At 65.7% G+C, this 15,498-nt stretch carries 17 protein-coding genes; 11 read left to right on the top strand and 6 right to left on the bottom strand.

Annotated elements, in window-relative coordinates:
• Positions 1–11 precede the first annotated feature (11 nt).
• Positions 12–977 carry a CPBP family intramembrane glutamic endopeptidase gene (locus ACLMAL_RS33965; RefSeq protein ID WP_412002806.1) on the bottom strand — a complete coding sequence of 322 codons (966 nt, stop codon included), beginning with the start codon at positions 975–977 and terminating at the stop codon, positions 12–14.
• 173 nt (positions 978–1,150) lie between these two features.
• Here ACLMAL_RS33965 and ACLMAL_RS33960 point away from each other — a divergent pair, with 173 nt between their 5' ends.
• From ACLMAL_RS33960 to ACLMAL_RS33950, 3 genes are read left to right on the top strand one after another with little or no spacing between them, the layout of a single operon-like run.
• Positions 1,151–1,555: a hypothetical protein gene (locus tag ACLMAL_RS33960; RefSeq protein ID WP_412002805.1), complete on the top strand. Its 405-nt coding sequence runs from the start codon at positions 1,151–1,153 to the stop codon at positions 1,553–1,555.
• Complete coding sequence (locus ACLMAL_RS33955; protein WP_412002804.1) at positions 1,555–1,920, top strand: DUF4345 domain-containing protein; 366 nt, start codon at positions 1,555–1,557, stop codon at positions 1,918–1,920. The genes ACLMAL_RS33960 and ACLMAL_RS33955 overlap by 1 nt, the downstream gene beginning before the upstream one ends.
• A 29-nt stretch (positions 1,921–1,949) precedes the next feature.
• On the top strand, positions 1,950–2,690 hold the full coding sequence (locus ACLMAL_RS33950) for a helix-turn-helix domain-containing protein (protein ID WP_412002803.1): 741 nt from the start codon (positions 1,950–1,952) through the stop codon (positions 2,688–2,690).
• Positions 2,691–2,911: 221 nt separating this feature from the next.
• On the opposite strand, the gene katG is transcribed toward ACLMAL_RS33950, so the two are convergent.
• Entirely contained in the window at positions 2,912–5,143 is a 2,232-nt protein-coding gene (katG, locus tag ACLMAL_RS33945; protein ID WP_412002802.1) for a catalase/peroxidase HPI, read from the bottom strand.
• Between the two features lie 37 nt (positions 5,144–5,180).
• Entirely contained in the window at positions 5,181–5,597 is a 417-nt protein-coding gene (locus ACLMAL_RS33940) for a Fur family transcriptional regulator (RefSeq protein WP_412002830.1), read from the bottom strand.
• 247 nt (positions 5,598–5,844) lie between these two features.
• Between ACLMAL_RS33940 and ACLMAL_RS33935 the strand changes: the two genes are divergently transcribed.
• Entirely contained in the window at positions 5,845–6,741 is an 897-nt protein-coding gene (locus ACLMAL_RS33935; RefSeq protein ID WP_412002801.1) for a LysR family transcriptional regulator, read from the top strand.
• A gap of 4 nt (positions 6,742–6,745) precedes the next feature.
• Here the strand turns inward: ACLMAL_RS33935 and ACLMAL_RS33930 are convergent, their stop codons facing one another.
• Entirely contained in the window at positions 6,746–7,360 is a 615-nt protein-coding gene (locus ACLMAL_RS33930; protein WP_412002800.1) for a TetR/AcrR family transcriptional regulator, read from the bottom strand.
• A 78-nt stretch (positions 7,361–7,438) separates the two neighbouring features.
• Here ACLMAL_RS33930 and ACLMAL_RS33925 point away from each other — a divergent pair, with 78 nt between their 5' ends.
• The 5 genes from ACLMAL_RS33925 (at position 7,439) to ACLMAL_RS33905 (ending at position 11,757) form a co-directional block, all read left to right on the top strand.
• Entirely contained in the window at positions 7,439–8,455 is a 1,017-nt protein-coding gene (locus ACLMAL_RS33925) for a GlxA family transcriptional regulator (protein WP_412002829.1), read from the top strand.
• Between the two features lie 109 nt (positions 8,456–8,564).
• Positions 8,565–9,281 carry an alpha/beta fold hydrolase gene (locus ACLMAL_RS33920; RefSeq protein WP_412002799.1) on the top strand — a complete coding sequence of 239 codons (717 nt, stop codon included), beginning with the start codon at positions 8,565–8,567 and terminating at the stop codon, positions 9,279–9,281.
• Between the two features lie 55 nt (positions 9,282–9,336).
• The gene (locus tag ACLMAL_RS33915) at positions 9,337–10,302 is read left to right on the top strand and encodes an alpha/beta hydrolase (protein ID WP_412002798.1); all 966 of its coding nucleotides are present in this window, start codon (positions 9,337–9,339) and stop codon (positions 10,300–10,302) included.
• A 541-nt stretch (positions 10,303–10,843) separates the two neighbouring features.
• Positions 10,844–11,368, top strand: a complete 525-nt coding sequence (locus ACLMAL_RS33910) for a cysteine dioxygenase family protein (protein ID WP_328412413.1) — start codon at positions 10,844–10,846, stop codon at positions 11,366–11,368.
• On the top strand, positions 11,365–11,757 hold the full coding sequence (locus ACLMAL_RS33905) for a rhodanese-like domain-containing protein (RefSeq protein ID WP_412002797.1): 393 nt from the start codon (positions 11,365–11,367) through the stop codon (positions 11,755–11,757). Before ACLMAL_RS33910 ends, ACLMAL_RS33905 begins: the two co-directional genes overlap by 4 nt.
• 83 nt (positions 11,758–11,840) lie before the next feature.
• Here ACLMAL_RS33905 and ACLMAL_RS33900 read toward each other — a convergent pair whose 3' ends face one another.
• Positions 11,841–13,280 (bottom strand): sensor histidine kinase, encoded by a 1,440-nt coding sequence (locus tag ACLMAL_RS33900; protein WP_412002796.1) that lies wholly within the window; start codon positions 13,278–13,280, stop codon positions 11,841–11,843.
• Positions 13,273–13,950, bottom strand: a complete 678-nt coding sequence (locus ACLMAL_RS33895) for a response regulator transcription factor (protein WP_328412419.1) — start codon at positions 13,948–13,950, stop codon at positions 13,273–13,275. The genes ACLMAL_RS33900 and ACLMAL_RS33895 overlap by 8 nt, the downstream gene beginning before the upstream one ends.
• Before the next feature lie 120 nt (positions 13,951–14,070).
• Here ACLMAL_RS33895 and ACLMAL_RS33890 point away from each other — a divergent pair, with 120 nt between their 5' ends.
• Both ACLMAL_RS33890 and ACLMAL_RS33885 read left to right on the top strand, forming a co-directional pair.
• Positions 14,071–14,448 carry a PepSY domain-containing protein gene (locus ACLMAL_RS33890; RefSeq protein ID WP_412002795.1) on the top strand — a complete coding sequence of 126 codons (378 nt, stop codon included), beginning with the start codon at positions 14,071–14,073 and terminating at the stop codon, positions 14,446–14,448.
• 84 nt (positions 14,449–14,532) lie between these two features.
• Positions 14,533–15,258, top strand: a complete 726-nt coding sequence (locus ACLMAL_RS33885; protein ID WP_412002794.1) for a hypothetical protein — start codon at positions 14,533–14,535, stop codon at positions 15,256–15,258.
• Positions 15,259–15,498: the final 240 nt, after the last annotated feature.

Here is a 15,498-nt window from a genome sequence, read left to right as displayed (position 1 = left end):
TGCCCATCGGCCTACATCAGTAGCAACGGAACGGTATTGATGATGGTGTGCGCCGCCACCAACACCCACACATTGCGATACCGAGCCCAGAGGTAGCCGGCGAACAGCGCGTAGGTGCCTTGGAATGCCACGATGGCTCCCAACGTGAGTGGCAATCCGCTCAGTGCGGCCGAACCCTGTCCATGTGTCGGGAGGTGCAGCCAGGCAAACAGCAACGCGGCGAGCACGATTGCCGGCCAGCGGCCGAGCAGCGCTTCCAGCCGGGTCTGCAGCATGACGCGGTAGAACACTTCCTCGCAGATATTGGCGGTCAACACGGTCACCGTGGCGCCGATGACCAGCACCACCGGATCCGGATAATCCTCCGCACTCGGGAGCGGACCGGAGAACGGCCCGACCGAACTGAGGTAGCCGAAGGCCAGTAGCGCGGGAATCGGTGCGAGCCAGCGCCACCCGCGCCGCGGCCACCACACGTGCTGTTCCCGATGTGGCGCCGATATGTCGTGCGCCGAGCGGAATGCCCGGAATGCGAGCCAGGGCAGGATCAGAAAGAATATCGGCTTGCCGAGGGCCCATAGGGTTTGGACGCCATCACTCGACGTCCCCGCGACGATAAGCGCGAACAACACCGTCGGGATCAGCACCGCCACCCAGGCGATCACCACGGTCTCCCTGACCAGCACCCGCCGGTCTCCGATGACCTCGGGCGCGAGCACGGCCGCGCGCAGCGGCACCAGTCGCACCAGTAGCAGCCCCGCGGCGACCGGCAACAACGCACCCGCCAGCGGCAGCCGATCATCGGAGTCCGTGGACGGGACGATCGAGTCGTGACCGCTGACGAGCAGGCCGACCACGGCACCGACGAATACCGCCAACCCACCCGCAAGAACCAGGCCACCCCTGGTTTGTGCGCCCCGGCGCAGGGCGGACAAACCGGCCGCTGTGGTGTCGGCATTGCGAACGTCGAGCCTGGGCAACGGAGCGGTCTCCTTCGAAGCACTGAATCGGTTGCGATCCAGCCTCGGCGACACCGACTCCGAGCCACAACCTCCTAAAGGAGGACCCGCTTGCGCCGCGACACGTTTCTGGAAGCGGACGGTGCCGTGTGCCCGTCATGATCGCAGCGACGGAAATCGGAGGAGATATGGGTGTGCGACGGTGGGGACTGGGGCTGCTCGTTGCAGCCGGATTACTCAATATGGTGCCGATGCTCGGCGCGGTATCGACGCAGTGGGCCCGCTCGGCATATGGCATCGATGCGGTGAGCAGTGATGTCGAGGTGCTGCTGCGGCATCGGGGGTTGCTGTTCGGGATAGTCGGCGTCGGATTGCTCGTCGCCGTTTTTCGGCCGCATCTGCGCAATGCCGCGGTGACGGCGAATGCGACGAGTTTCGCAGGCTTCATCATTCTGGTGCTGGCCCAGCCTTCGGGAAACTCGTCGCTCGTGCGGATCGCGTGGTTCGATGTCGCGGGATTGATCGCGCTCGCCGTCGGGTTCGCGCTCGTGACGCGCAAGGCGTCCGATCCTGCATCGACCCGGGTGGCGGCGTCGTGATGAGGACCGCAACCGTCGTCGCTATCGGTGTGATGTTCTGTGCCATGGGCGTGTTCGCGCTGATCGCTCCGGCCGCGCTGGCCCGGCCGTTCGGCATCCGACTCCAGACGCCGCAGAGCCGTTCCGAAATCCGAGCCGTATACGGCGGATTCGGCATCGCGGTGGCGGCCATGCTGTGGTGGGCGGCCGCGGGCAGCACCGACCGCCACGCCGGAATCGTGATTGCTGTCGGTATCGCGTTGGCGGGCATGGCCTGTGGCCGATTGGTGTCGCGGCTACTCGACACCGCGACACCGTTCTATCCGATCTGGTTCTATTTCTGCGTCGAAGCGGTCGGTGCGGGATTGTTGATCGCGATCGCATGAGGCGTTCCCGCGGTGCGATCATGAGGCGTATGACTCCGACGATCTGGCTGTGGCCCGGGCATGCCGCGTACCTCGGACCGTCATTTCATCTCGACGCACACACCACTGCCGTGGATTGTTTCGCCATGGGGGTGGATGCCCCGTTCACGCTGCACGCGTCGGAATGCGGTGAACGCCACGTCTGCAGCGCGTTGATCCCCGCGCGGACCAGGCATCAGATCGTCTCCGGCGATGGTCGAATGCTGTTCTTGTATCTCGACCCCGGCGCGGCACGCAGTCGGAACCTCCGCGCCGCGATGCTCGACCAGTCACCGAGCATCTGTTTCCACCATCGAGCCGAGTCTGCGATCGGCGGTTATCTGCGTGACTCGCAGGCGCCGGATTCCGGGCCGCTGCTCGAACGTGTGCTCGGTGCACCGGAACCTCCGATCATCGACGGACGCATCCGCGCCGCCATGCTCACGATCAGAGATCAACCGGCCCGCAATCCCACCGCGGCCGAACTCGCCGCCGCGGCGGGGCTATCCACCTCCCGATTTCTCCATCTCTTCTCGGTACACGCGGGCACCAGTTTCCGCCGATACCGTGTGTGGGCACGAATGCTGTACGTCGCCACTGCCGTAGGCAAAGGGATGGACCTCACCCGGGCCGCCACCGAGGCCGGGTTCGCTTCCCCCAGCCACTTCAGCGACACATTCCACGCCATCTTCGGCCTGACCGCGACCGCCGTGATCGCGAGCGGCGTGCACATCGTCGCCGCGGACTCGTGAACGAAACCGCCGCTATGCCTGCACATCCCGAGCCGGCGGGACCCGCCGCACGGTCACGGGGATACCGAGCATTGTCGACTATCGCAACCAGTGGCGCCGGGTCCACGAAACCGCCACTGCCACTGAAGAATAAGCGCACGACACCCCGCGAGCGGTATCTGCTCGCGGGGTGCCGTACGAGGCCGCGACGACCGGCCCGTCGGCCGGTCGTCGCGCCGTGATCAGGCGAGGTCGAACCGGTCCAGGTTCATCACCTTGGTCCACGCGGCGACGAAGTCCTCGACGAACTTCTGCTTCACATCGTCGGTCGCGTAGACCTCTGCCAGAGCGCGCAGCTGCGAATTCGACCCGAAGACCAGGTCGGCGCGGCTACCTGTCCACTTCACCTCGCCGCTGTTGCGATCCTTGCCCTCGTAGGTCCCGTCGTCGGGCGACGTCGGCTCCCACTTCGTGCCCATGTCGAGCAGGTTCACGAAGAAGTCGTTGGTCAACGACTCGGGGGTCGCGGTGAACACGCCCAGCGGCGACTGCTTGTAGTTCGCGCCGAGCACGCGCAGGCCGCCGACGAGGACGGTCATTTCCGGACCGCTCAGGGTCAGCAAGTTCGCCTTGTCGATCAGCAGGTACTCGGCCGGGAGCCTACTGGCCTTGCCGAGGTAGTTGCGGAAGCCGTCCGCATTCGGCTCCAGCGCCGAGAAGGACTCCACATCGGTCTGCTCCTGCGTGGCGTCCGTGCGTCCCGGCGTGAACGGCACCTCGACGTCGTGGCCGGCGTTCCTGGCGGCCTGCTCGACGGCCGCGGACCCGGCGAGCACTACGAGATCGGCGAACGACACCCGCGTGTTCCCGGTCTGGGTCGCGTTGAAGGACTCCTGGATCCCCTCCAGAGTCCGCACCACCTGTGCGAGCTCGTCGGGGTTGTTGACCTCCCACCCGCTCTGCGGCTGGAGGCGGATACGTCCGCCGTTCGCGCCGCCACGCTTGTCACTGCCGCGGAACGACGACGCCGCCGCCCACGCGGTCGAAACAAGCTGCGAGACAGACAGACCCGACGACAGGATCTGGCTCCGGAGGGCGGCGATGTCGGCTGCCCCGATGAGATCGTGCGTCACCGCGGGGACAGGGTCCTGCCACAGCAGCGCCTCCTGCGGGACCAGCGGCCCGAGGTAGCGGACGATCGGCCCCATATCGCGGTGGGTCAGCTTGTACCAGGCCTTGGCGAACTCGTCCGCGAGCTCTTCGGGGTGGTCGAGCCAACGCCGGGTGATCTGCTCGTAGACGGGGTCGACCCGCAGCGAGAGGTCCGTTGTCAGCATCACCGGGGTGTGGCTCTTCGACGGGTCGTGGGCGTCGGCCACGGTGCCCGCCCCGGCGCCGTCCTTGGGGATGTACTGCCACGCGCCGGCGGGGCTCTTGGTCTTCTCCCACTCGTAGCCGTAGAGGGTTTCGAGGAAGCTGTTGTCCCACTTGGTCGGTGTAGGCGTCCAAGTGCCTTCCAGACCACTGGTGATCGCGTCCTTGCCGACACCGGTGCCGAAGGAGCTCTTCCAGCCGAGGCCCTGTTCTTCCAGGGGAGCGGCCTCCGGCTCGGGGCCGACGAGGTCAGCATCGCCCGCACCGTGCGTCTTGCCGAAGGTGTGGCCGCCGACGATGAGCGCCGCCGTCTCGACATCGTTCATGGCCATGCGACGGAACGTCTCACGGATGTCGGTGGCCGCGAGGAGCGGGTCCGGGTTGCCGTTGGGCCCCTCCGGGTTCACGTAGATCAGGCCCATCTGAACTGCGGCGAGGGGGTTCTCGAGATCCCGGGTGCCGGTGTATCGCTCGTCGTCGAGCCAGGTGTGCTCAGGACCCCAGTAGACGTCCTCCTCTGGCTCCCACTGGTCGACGCGGCCGCCGCCGAAGCCGAAGGTGTCGAAGCCCATCGACTCCAGTGCAACATTGCCCGCGTAGACGATCAGGTCGGCCCAGGAGAGCTTCTTGCCGTACTTCTGTTTGACCGGCCACAGCAGGCGGCGCGCTTTGTCGAGGCTGGCGTTGTCGGGCCAGCTGTTGAGCGGCGCGAACCGCTGCATGCCTGCGCCCGCTCCACCGCGACCGTCGTTGATGCGGTAGGTGCCTGCGGCATGCCAGGCCATCCGAATGAACAACGGGCCGTAGTGGCCGTAGTCGGCGGGCCACCACTCTTGCGAGGTTGTCATCACCTCCTCGATGTCCTGCTTCACCGCGGCCAGATCGAGGGTCTTGAATTCCGCGGCATAGTCGAAGTCCTCGCCCATGGGATTGGCCACGGCGGGATTCTTCTGGAGGATTTTCAGGTTGAGCTGGTTGGGCCACCAGTCACGGTTGCTGCCGCCCTCGCTCGGATACTTGAGGCGACCTGACGTGACGGGGCAACCACTCGCGGTGGGTTCGGTTTGCGCCTCTCCGATGGGCGGGTGTTCCTGGGGCACGGCAATTCCTTTCGGGAGTGAGTGAATCGGGCTGTGATCACTGGGGTGTTGGTGACGTCTGTTTCGCGGAGCAGTCGGGGCACATGCCCCAATAGATGACCTCGGCCTCGTCGAGGACGAAACCGTTGTGGTCCGAGGCGGTCAGGCAGGGCGCCTCGCCGACGGCGCAGTCGACGTCGGTGATGACGCCGCACGACCGGCACACGAGGTGATGGTGGTTGTCACCGACGCGCGTTTCGTAGCGCGCCACCGTGCCCATCGGCTGGATGCGCCGCAGCAGACCTGCGGCGGTCAGTGCCCGCAGCACGTCGTACACGGCCTGATGGGACACCGCACCGAGGGTCTCGCGCACTCGACCGAGGATCGAGTCCGTGTCGGAGTGTGGATGGTTGTGCACCGCGGTCAGCACCGCCAGCCGCGGCGCCGTCACGCGCAGTGCAGCCCCGCGCAGCATGCGCTCGAAATCCGATTTGGTGGACACATTCCGAAGTATTACTCATTCAAGTATTGGTCGGGGGCGATTCGGGGAAAATTTTGTTCCGAAACGGGGCAGTGGCTCGTTCAGCGGGCGAGCGGTGATCGCCGCGGTCGGCGGGGTTGGTCGGCGCGGAGCAGGGGACGTCGGGGGTACCTGCCGCGCGAACAGCGAAAACATCGTAGTCTTCGGTCGTCATGGAGCACGGCTTGTCAGGAGCATCCCGGTGGAACTGCGAGATATAGAGATCTTTCTGACGCTGGCCGAAGAGCTGCATTTCGGGAGAACCGCTTGGCGGCTACATATCTCGCAGGCCCGCGTCAGTCAGTCGATCAAGAGTCAGGAACGTAGGATCGGCGGCCGACTGGTCGACCGGTCCAACCCCCGCAACGTCCAGCTCACGCTGCTCGGCCGCCAACTGCTTGCCGAACTGCAGCCGGCCTATCACGGCGTCGTTCAGGCGATCGAACACGCCCGCCAGGCCGCCAGGGGTATTTCCGGTGTGCTCCGCGTTGCCATGATCGGCTACAACCCCTATGACTACCAGCCGTTCTGGGATGTTTTCCGCAGCAGGCACCCGTCTTGGGAGCTGCAGATCCGCAGCAGCGAGTTCAGCGATCAGTTCGGACCGCTGCATCGCGACGAAGCCGACATCATCATCGCGTGGTTGCCCGTCGAAGAACCGGGCGTGACCGTCGGGCCGATCATCTCTGTGGAGCCGATGGTGGCAGTGATGCCCGACCATCACGAACTCGCGGGTGAGAAATGGGTGTCACTGGAGGTTTTCGGCGACCGTGGCGTGCTCGAACCCAGCGCACCGCTGCCCGACTACTGGGAGGACGCCGTCAGCCCCTTCCAGACTCCTTCGGGCAGACCCATCCACCGTGTCGCCCCGATCTCGACGCTCGAAGACATCCTTACCACCGCCAGCACCGGCGGTATCCTCACCAGCGGCATGAGCCACATCGCCCGCTATTACAACCGCCCTGGCATCACCTATCTACCCATCACCGATTCCGTCTTGGTGCGATGGGCGCCGGTCTGGCGCAGCGATAGGGAAACCGAGCAGGTCCGTGCCTTTGCCCGAGTCATCCGGGAGCTGGGACAGCTCGATCAGAGCTGAACAGTCAGTGGACGACGTGATCGGCCCACGCCGAAGGCAGCGACCGGCTCGACACGTCAGCGATTTCACGTAACCGCTCCGGTGGAATTCCTAAGCGGCTCAGTTGGATCAGGCCCTGTGTCACCACCACGATATTGGCGCTGTGTGCCGAGAGCACGGCCTCGTCGATGGTGTCCCCGCCGAGGCGGGCAGCGTCGTGCAGCCGCTCGGCGACGCCCTGCTCCATGGCTGTGGTGGTCCGGGTGCTGATGGCGGCGACATCGGGGATTCGGGTGGCGAGCTGCGCGATGCTGTTGATCATCAGGCAGCCGCGCCGATCCGGGTGTGCGGCGCAGTCGTCGATGATCGCTTGAAAAAGCGTCTGCACCGCGGCGCGTGCCGAGCCGGGCGCGGACCCGATGACCTCGCGAACGAATCGGGCGCGACGCTCGCAGTAGCGTTCGAACGCCGCGAGGAACAAGCCTCGTTTGTTGCCGTAGGCGGCGTAGATGCTGCCGTTCCCGACGCCGGTCGCGCGCGAGACGTCCTCCACCGAGGTTTCGTCGAATCCTCGCGACCAGAACAACTCCGTGGCGGCGTCGAGCAAGTTCGATTCATCGAACTGCCGCGGCCTGCCCATGCGCTCACCGTACCAATCGTGGTGCGAGGCGGCCCACGTCACTTGTTCTGGAGGCGTCCCTCCATAATAATGGTTGACATGGCCCCTAATTTTGCAGAGCCGCCCCGTCGGCGCATCGGCATTCTGGTCTTCGATGGTGTCAAGATGCTCGACTTCGTCGGCCCGGCCGAGGTTTTCGTGGAGGCCAACCAGACGGTGCCCGGTTACGAGCTCGTCCTGATCTCGGCCGATGGCGAAAACGTGCAGACCTCGATCGGCGCGCGGATCGAGGTGAGCGGCGCGGCCGCCGACGCCGGTCGTTTCGACACCATCGTGATTCCCGGTAGCGAGCTGCCCCCGACGAAGTTCGTGACGCCCGAGGTGATTGCGGCGGCGCGGCACCTGTCCTGCAACACGCGGCGGCTGGCCTCGATCTGCAGTGGCGCTTTTGTCCTGGCCGACCTCGGCCTCTTCGATGGCAGACGCGCGACGACCCACTGGAAATTCGCCGCCGAACTCGCGCGGCGGTATCCCTCGGTGGTGGTGGAACCGGATGCGATCTTCGCGCGCGACGGCAACCTGTACAGCTCGGCCGGTGTCGCGGCAGGCGTCGACCTCGCGCTGGCACTCGTCGAAGAGGACTACGGCGCGGACATCGCCCGCCGGGTTGCCCAGTTACTGGTGGTGTACATGCAGCGAGCCGGTGGACAATCGCAATTCTCCGCCTCGCTGAGTGGGCCGGTGCCGCGCAGCCCCGTTGTCCGCAAGGCCGTCGATCTGATCTGCGCAGACCCCGCCTTCCCGCATACGGTTCAGACTTTGGCCGACCATGCCCGGGTCAGCGTCCGGCACCTGACGCGGCTGTTCCGGGCTGAACTCGAACGATCGCCCGCCGAGTACGTCGCTTTCATCCGATTCGGTGTCGCGAGGGATATGTTGCATGCCGGGCACACCGTCACTGAGGCCGCGATGGCCGCAGGCTACGGCAGCAGTGAAGCGTTGCGCCGCGCCTTCGTGGCCAGGCTCGGCATCTCGCCGCGCAAGTACCAGCGGCGTTTCCGTTCCACCGGCTCGGGCGCCGCTCTCGAATCGCCGGTTGCGGCCGCCGTGTCCTGATCGGGGGTTTTTGCGGCCCGTAGAGAGGGGCGCGGCCGGGAACGCTCAGCGGAAGCTAGTGCGGCACGACGCCATCCACATCGATCCGAGCGATCGAGAAAGGAACTCCATGTCCTTCGCGGCAACCATTGTTCTCGTGCACGGTGCTTTCGCCGATGCCTCCAGCTGGCATCCGGTCACCGCACGGCTGCTGGCCAAGGGGTACCGGGTCGTTGCTCCGCCGGTGTTCAACCGCAGCCTGTCGGCGGACGCTGCCTACATCAGGTCTTTCGTCGAGCAGATCGAGGGTCCGGTGCTCCTGGCAGGGCACTCCTACGGCGGCGCGGTTATCACCGTCGCCGGGGTGGCCGACAACGTCGTCGGTCTCGTCTTCGTCTCGGGCTATGCCCTGGAAGAGGGCGAAAGTTTGGGGCAGCTGCAAGGCGGTTTCCCGGACTCGGAGCTGGCCGCCAACCTCGTCTACGCGTCCTATCCGACCGCCAACGGCGAGCCGGAAACCGACGTATCGGTCGACATCGAAGCCTTCAGCGACGTATTCGCTGCAGGCCTCGACACCGCGCGGGCGAAGGTGCTCGCAGTCTCCCAGCGGCCGTTGTCGGCAATCGCCTTCAATGAACCCGCGTCGGTGGCAGCATGGAAGACCAAGCCCAGCTGGGGAATCGTGTCGAGCGCTGACCGCACCATCAACCCAGACGTCGAACGGTTCGGATACCAGCGGGCCGGGCTGCGATCGGTCGTCGAGATCGACGCACCGCACCTCGTCATGCAAACCCACCCCGACGAGGTTGTCACCGTCCTCACCGACGCGCTCGCCGAACTCGCGTGATCTTTCGAAACCGGCAGTACCACAACACATTCAATTCCTACCGGAAGGAACGACGATGACCGGAAACCCCTTGGGAATCGCGCTCGAGCAGGCAGCGCAAGAGTTCGTCGACGCGACCTCCCAGCCTCCGTTCCTCTACCAGTTGCCCCCGGAAGAAGGCCGCAAGGCTGTGGATTCGGTGCAGGACTCGGCGATCGACAAGCCGGAGATCGACGAGGAGTGGATCACCATCGAGGGCGGCCCGACGGGCTCGGTGCGGGCCAGGATCGTCAAGCCGCAGGGCGTCACCGAGACCCTGCCCGTGCTCATCTACACCCATGGCGCCGGTTGGGTGTTCGGTGACGCGCACACCCACGACCGCTTGGTTCGGGATCTCGCCGTCGGCGTACACGCGGCGGTGGTTTTCCCCGAATACGACCGCTCGCCGGAGGTGCGATACCCGGTGGCCAACGAGCAGTCCTACCGGGTCGCCCAGTGGGTCACCACCCACGGTGCCGAGAAGGCGCTCGACCCGTCCCGGATTGCGATCGCGGGTGATTCGGTCGGCGGCAATATGGCCATCGCGCTGACGCTGATGGCCAAGGAGCGTGGCGACGTCTCCTTCGCGCAGCAGGTGCTGTTCTATCCGGTCACCGATGCCAACTTCGACACCGGCTCCTACCAGCGGTTCGCCGAAGGGTACTTCCTCACCCGTGAGGGCATGCGGTGGTTCTGGGATCAATACACCACCAGCGAGGCAGACCGGGCGCAGATCACCGCGTCGCCATTGCGCGCGACTACCGAGCAACTGTCGGGCCTGCCACCCGCACTGGTCATCACCGCCGAAGCGGACGTGCTGCGTGACGAGGGCGAGGCATTCGCGGGCAAGCTGCGCGCCGCGGGTGTCCCGGTGATCCAGGCCCGCTACGGGGGCATCATCCACGACTTCGTGATGGTCAACTCGATGCACGACACCTCCGCCGCCAAAGCCGCTGTCGCCCAAGCTGTTGCGGTGCTGCGGGCCGCCTTGCATCCAGCGTGACCCGCGCGATGACCCACACCGCTGAGTTGCCGGCCGCGACCCAGCGGCCCGTTGCTCTGGCCGCGCTACAGGAAGCGGCAGCGTGGCGAACTATTTCCACGTTCGCCCTGCTCACCACCGAGGACAAGAACATCCCTGTGCAGGCGCAACGGTTTAGGTCGAGCGGGCTACCGCCCACACCGTCGAGGTCGCTGCCTCACATGCGGTCAGTGTCTCCCACCTGGGCGAGGTCAGTGATCTGATCGCGTTGGCGGCGAACAAGTAGACATACCTCCGTGGGTGCAAACCCCTTCCGGCTGGGGTCGGAAGGGGTTCTTGCGAGGCGCGTTCGGTGAATTGTCAAGATGGGGAATGGATCTCACCGGCGAGCCCTCGCGGTTGCCCGTGCTGGGAGGTCGCCGACGGGGTGTGTAAGGTGTCCGACGTGCCAAGGCTGCTTCTCACGCGAAATCGGGTTGTCGACCTGCTTCGCGTCGTGGCCTGTGCGTGTTGCCGGTGACGCTGCATATCTTCCACCGCACCACGATGCCAGGAGCGCACTGTGACGACGTCCCTTCCGGTGAACCTCAAGCACACCAAGGACATCCATCCCGATATTGATTTTCCACTACTCAGCGATCTCGTCCGTGCGGAACGACCACTGTGGACGCCGGACGAACTGCACGAGCTGACCAGCGCGGTGACACGCGAGCTGGCCGAACCGCTGCTCGGCATCGTGCGATTCGACTCTCGTCAGCGCTGGTGGACGCGGCTCGCGCTGACCATGGGTGTCGAACTGTGGCTGTTGTCCTGGACCACCGGACAGGGCACCGAACCACACGACCACGGCGGCGCATCCGGTTCCTTCACAGTATTGCGCGGCGAACTGCACGAGGAATTCGCGTTCCCGAACGACCGGGTGCGGACCGCCGAGCGGCGGGCGGGCGCCACTGTCGCGTTCGGGCCCAACAGGGCGCACCTGCTCCGCAACGTAGCGGGGGAGCAGACCGCGACGGTGCACGCTTATTCCCCACCTCTGCGGCCGATGCGCGAGTACCGCGCCCTGACGGATTTCGCAGGCGTATGAGCGCCGAGGAATTGCTCGCGCGAGCCCGTGAGCACCTGGTCCGTGTCGATCCGGAACAGGCCGAGGCGTTGCGAACGGCCGGAGCGTTCGTAGTGGACATCAGGCCGTTCGCGAATCGCTCCGCCGAGGGCGAGATCCCGGGCTCGGTGGTGGTCGAGCGGATCGTGCTCGAATGGCGTCTGGACCCACTCGGCGAGCACCGCCTGCCCGGCCTCACCGAGGATTCCGCCGTGGTGATCCTGTGCAACGAGGGTTACGCCTCGAGTCTGGCCGCCCGCGACGCACGCGAGTTGGGGTTGCGAAACGCTACGGACCTCATCGGTGGGTTCCGTGCGTGGAAAGCGGCCGGTTTGCCGGTGATTGCTGGAGGAACACCGGCTGTGCCATAGCGTCCAGAGCCAGGACTCGGTTGATGAGCCGCGTGTGATGGGTAGGCGGGTAGGGTGCGATCGCTCGCGTTCGGTACCTCACTTCATTGATCGGCAGGAGGCAGGGTGACCGCGAAGCGGGCGCCGCCTTCGGCGCTCGCACCCACCTGGATCTCGCCGCCGTGACGCTGGACGACGTCGCGGACAATGGCGAGACCGAGTCCCGCGCCGCCGTCGTCGCGGCTGCGAGCCTCGTCGAGCCGGACGAACCGTTGGAAGATCCGGTCCCGATCGGACTCCGGCACACCGCTGCCATCGTCGCTGACCGCCAAAACCACCATCCCGTCGGTGCGAGTCAGCGTGACGCGCACTGCGGTGGCGGCGTGGCGCTGCGCGTTGTCGACCAGGTTGGCCAGCACGCGGCTGAGCTGAATCCGGCTGCCCCGCACGGCGACACAGTCGTCGGGTATGTGCACCTGGACCGGGTGGCGGTCGCCGTTGCGGTGGGCCAATTCATCACGAGCCAGCGCGGCGAGGTCCACTTGGTCCCTGCGGGGTTGTTCGCCGGCGTCGAGGCGGGCCAGCAGCAGGAGATCGGCGGCGAGATGTTCCAGTCGCACGGAATCGGCGATCAGTCCATCCAATTCGAGTAGTTGCGGATGGGCCTGGGCGACCTCGAGTTGGGTGCGCAGGCTCGCGATGGGGCTGCGCAACTCGTGTGCGGCGTCGGCGATGAAGCGGCGCTGGCGCTGCGCGGATTCCTCCAAAGCGGTCAGCGTGGTGTTGGTTGTGGTTGCGAGCCGGGCGATTTCGTCGTGCGAGGCGGGCACCGGCACCCGGCGGGAGAGGTCGCCGCCCATGATTTCGGTGAGTTCGCTCCTGATCGCCTCCACCGGGCGCAGAGCACGTCTGGTGACCAGCCAGGTCACGCCCGCGACGAGGGCGAGCAACGGAATCAGACCGATCGACATGGCACGGCTGACGCCGGCGACGGCGTTGTCGGCGATGGCGAGGGAAGCGCCGGCATAGATGGTGATGTGCTGTCCGCGCGGGATGTCGGCGTCGAGCGCGGCGACCCGGAAGTCGTGGCTTCCGGTGTCCTCGTGGGCCACCGGCAGTCGCATATCGCGGAATGCGATGGTGTCCGAGCCAGGTGCGGATACCGGCTCGGGCTCTTCGTCGTCCTCATCGTCTTCGTCGTCTTCGGACTCCGATTCGGCGGTAGGGGAGAATTCGGCCATGGGCCCGTGGCCGAGTAGATCGTCATCGGCCGCCAAGACCCGCCCGTCGGCCGAAACCACCTGCACCGGTTGACTGTCCGCGTCGGGCAGCTCCAGATTCGGGAAGTCGGTCCCGGCGGCGAGCTGGGCGGCGACGTGTCGTGCGGTCGACTCCGCCTGCAGACCTGCGCTGTCGACCAGGTTGTGCCGCAGCACTGCAAGTACGGCCAGCCCGGCGGCCACCAGAGCGATCGCGACGACGGCGGTGGCCATCGCGGTGGTGCGGGCGCGGACCGAACTCCACCACCGTGATCGGTCAGCCACGATCGGCCACCAAGCGGTATCCGGCGCCACGCACGGTGGTGATCGACCGACGCCCGAACGGCGCGTCGATCTTTCGCCGCAGCGTGCTGATGTACACCTCGACAATGTTGGGGTCGCCGTCGTAGGCGAAATCCCAGACATGCTGGAGGATATCCGATTTCGACACTATCGCCCCGGCGTGCACGGCGAGGTACTCCAGGACCGCGAGCTCCTTCGCTGTCAATGTCACCTCCTGCGTCCCTCGTCGGCAGGTGTGGGTATTCGGATCGACTGTCAGGTCGCCGACGCTCAACACCGGTGCGCCGCCGCGGGTTCTGCGGCGCAGCAGGGCGCGAATACGAGCCAGCAGCACCACATAGGAAAACGGCTTGCTGAGATAGTCGTCGGCGCCGGTGTCCAGCCCTTCCGCTTCGTCGTATTCGCCATCCTTCGCGGTGAGCATCAGCACCGGTGTCTCGTCGCCTGTGGCGCGCAGTTCGGCACACACTCGGTAACCGTTCATGCCGGGCAGCATGATGTCCAGGAGGACCAGGTCGTAGTCGCCGGTCCTCGCGCGATGTAGGCCGTCGATTCCGTTATGGACGACATCCACCGCAAAACCTTCTGCTGCAAGCCCCTTGGCCAAGGTCTCGGCCAGGCGCTGCTCGTCTTCCACGATCAGCAAACGCATGCGCACAGCCTGGCAGACCGTTCCTGAAACGGATTTCAGGTGCCTTCAGGCTGCCTTCAGCCACACGCTGCGATTGTGCTCATCAGCATCGAGACAACCACTCTCGCAGGAGGTTTCATCATGGATCCCATTCTTCGCCGCGTTCTCGCAGGCCTGCGCTGGCTGCTCGTCGGCGCGGCGGTGGCGGCTCTCTTCGTCGGCGGCGCTGTGGCCATGGGTGCGAGCACCGATAGCCGGTGGCACGACAGGCACACTGTCGCTTTGTTCCCGCCGGACCACGACTGGGTGCTCACCGCGGCCCCGACGATCGACCGGCAGCAGGCCATCGACAAGGCGCTCGGGGTGGTGCCGGGCAGCACGGTGATCTCCGCAGAGCTCGACGCCGAGAAGGGCACCACGGTCTGGGAGGTCGAACTCAGAGCGCCCGACGGCATCGAGTACGAGGTGACGGTCGACTCGAACACCGGCGCTGTGCTCGGCAGGGCGCAACAGGATTGACACACCGGGCGTTCGGAGCCGGCGATCCGGCTCCGAACGACAGGTATTCGCACCATCCACACGACTGAGTTAGGTTCCGGGAACATGTTTCTGAGCAAAATTTCTACAGTATCGACACTGGCCATCGCGGTTGTCGGCATCACGGCGGGAACCGCGAGCGCGGCTCCGCAGACCACCGACAGCGGCGTAATCAATTACACGACCACGGCTTCCGAAGACAACGCGGTCATACAGATCGATTCGGGTTCGATGGCGGTCGAGAACGGAACATTCGAAGTCCGAGCAGTCGACGGAACCGTTCTCGCAGGCACTCCGCTGGAGTTCCGCGTCGACGATTTCGTGTTTCCCATTGCCGCCGTAATCGAGGGCCGGACAGCAACGTTCACGCCGCAATTCGACATCGAGCATGCGAATTACCAGCCGGTTGCCCTCCCCTTCGAAGACCAGGCGCTGTGGCGAACGCCGTACGAACGTGAAGTCGCGGCCTTCACTCGGCTGAAGGACACTATTGCGACGGGTGCCGCCATCGGCACCACGGTCGGCGGTGTCGGCGGCGGTATCGTCGGCTGTGTACTCGGTGGCATCGCCGGTGCGACCGTGGCCGCTGCCACCATCATCGGCATGTTCGGGCCGTTCATCCCCGCTGCCGCCGTCGGCTGTATCGGCGGCATCATTGCGGTGGGCGCACTCGGCACCCTCGCCGGTCAACTTCTCGTCACGGCCCCTATTGCCGTCGGTGCGATTGTCCAATACTTCACCACGATAAATTCCCCTTTCCAGGCGAATGACCCGACCAGAGAAAATAGGTGATCCAGCGCGTGTAACCGGGATTTCCGGCGCTATGACCAGGGTTGTGACGGTCTGGCGCCAGTGCCGAGACCGTGCGGTACGGGTCTCGGCACCGGCAGCGTGTCCTGGTAGGTGAGACTGGCCGTGACACCGTCGCCGCCATCGCGTGAAGCTTGGAGTGGCTGAGCAACCTGCCGATCGTCGGTGGGGTGCTCTCGGATGTAGTGCCGCGGACGTTCCGTCGGTTCGGCTTGCCCCTTT

The organism is Nocardia sp. CWNU-33 (assembly GCF_046764895.1).
In the GTDB taxonomy this organism is placed as follows: domain Bacteria; phylum Actinomycetota; class Actinomycetes; order Mycobacteriales; family Mycobacteriaceae; genus Nocardia.
The sequence above is the reverse complement of the archived record's forward strand: the minus strand, read 5'-3'. Positions and strand labels throughout refer to the sequence as shown.

Coding starts and splice junctions, on each gene's coding strand:
- ACLMAL_RS33955 (WP_412002804.1), top strand. CDS start 1,555: ATGAGGACCGCAACCGTCGTCGCTATCGGTGTGATGTTCTGTGCCATG.
- ACLMAL_RS33950 (WP_412002803.1), top strand. CDS start 1,950: ATGACTCCGACGATCTGGCTGTGGCCCGGGCATGCCGCGTACCTCGGA.
- ACLMAL_RS33940 (WP_412002830.1), bottom strand. CDS start 5,597: ATGCTGCGCGGGGCTGCACTGCGCGTGACGGCGCCGCGGCTGGCGGTG.
- ACLMAL_RS33930 (WP_412002800.1), bottom strand. CDS start 7,360: ATGGGCAGGCCGCGGCAGTTCGATGAATCGAACTTGCTCGACGCCGCC.
- ACLMAL_RS33925 (WP_412002829.1), top strand. CDS start 7,439: ATGGCCCCTAATTTTGCAGAGCCGCCCCGTCGGCGCATCGGCATTCTG.
- ACLMAL_RS33920 (WP_412002799.1), top strand. CDS start 8,565: ATGTCCTTCGCGGCAACCATTGTTCTCGTGCACGGTGCTTTCGCCGAT.
- ACLMAL_RS33915 (WP_412002798.1), top strand. CDS start 9,337: ATGACCGGAAACCCCTTGGGAATCGCGCTCGAGCAGGCAGCGCAAGAG.
- ACLMAL_RS33905 (WP_412002797.1), top strand. CDS start 11,365: ATGAGCGCCGAGGAATTGCTCGCGCGAGCCCGTGAGCACCTGGTCCGT.
- ACLMAL_RS33895 (WP_328412419.1), bottom strand. CDS start 13,950: ATGCGTTTGCTGATCGTGGAAGACGAGCAGCGCCTGGCCGAGACCTTG.
- ACLMAL_RS33890 (WP_412002795.1), top strand. CDS start 14,071: ATGGATCCCATTCTTCGCCGCGTTCTCGCAGGCCTGCGCTGGCTGCTC.
- ACLMAL_RS33885 (WP_412002794.1), top strand. CDS start 14,533: ATGTTTCTGAGCAAAATTTCTACAGTATCGACACTGGCCATCGCGGTT.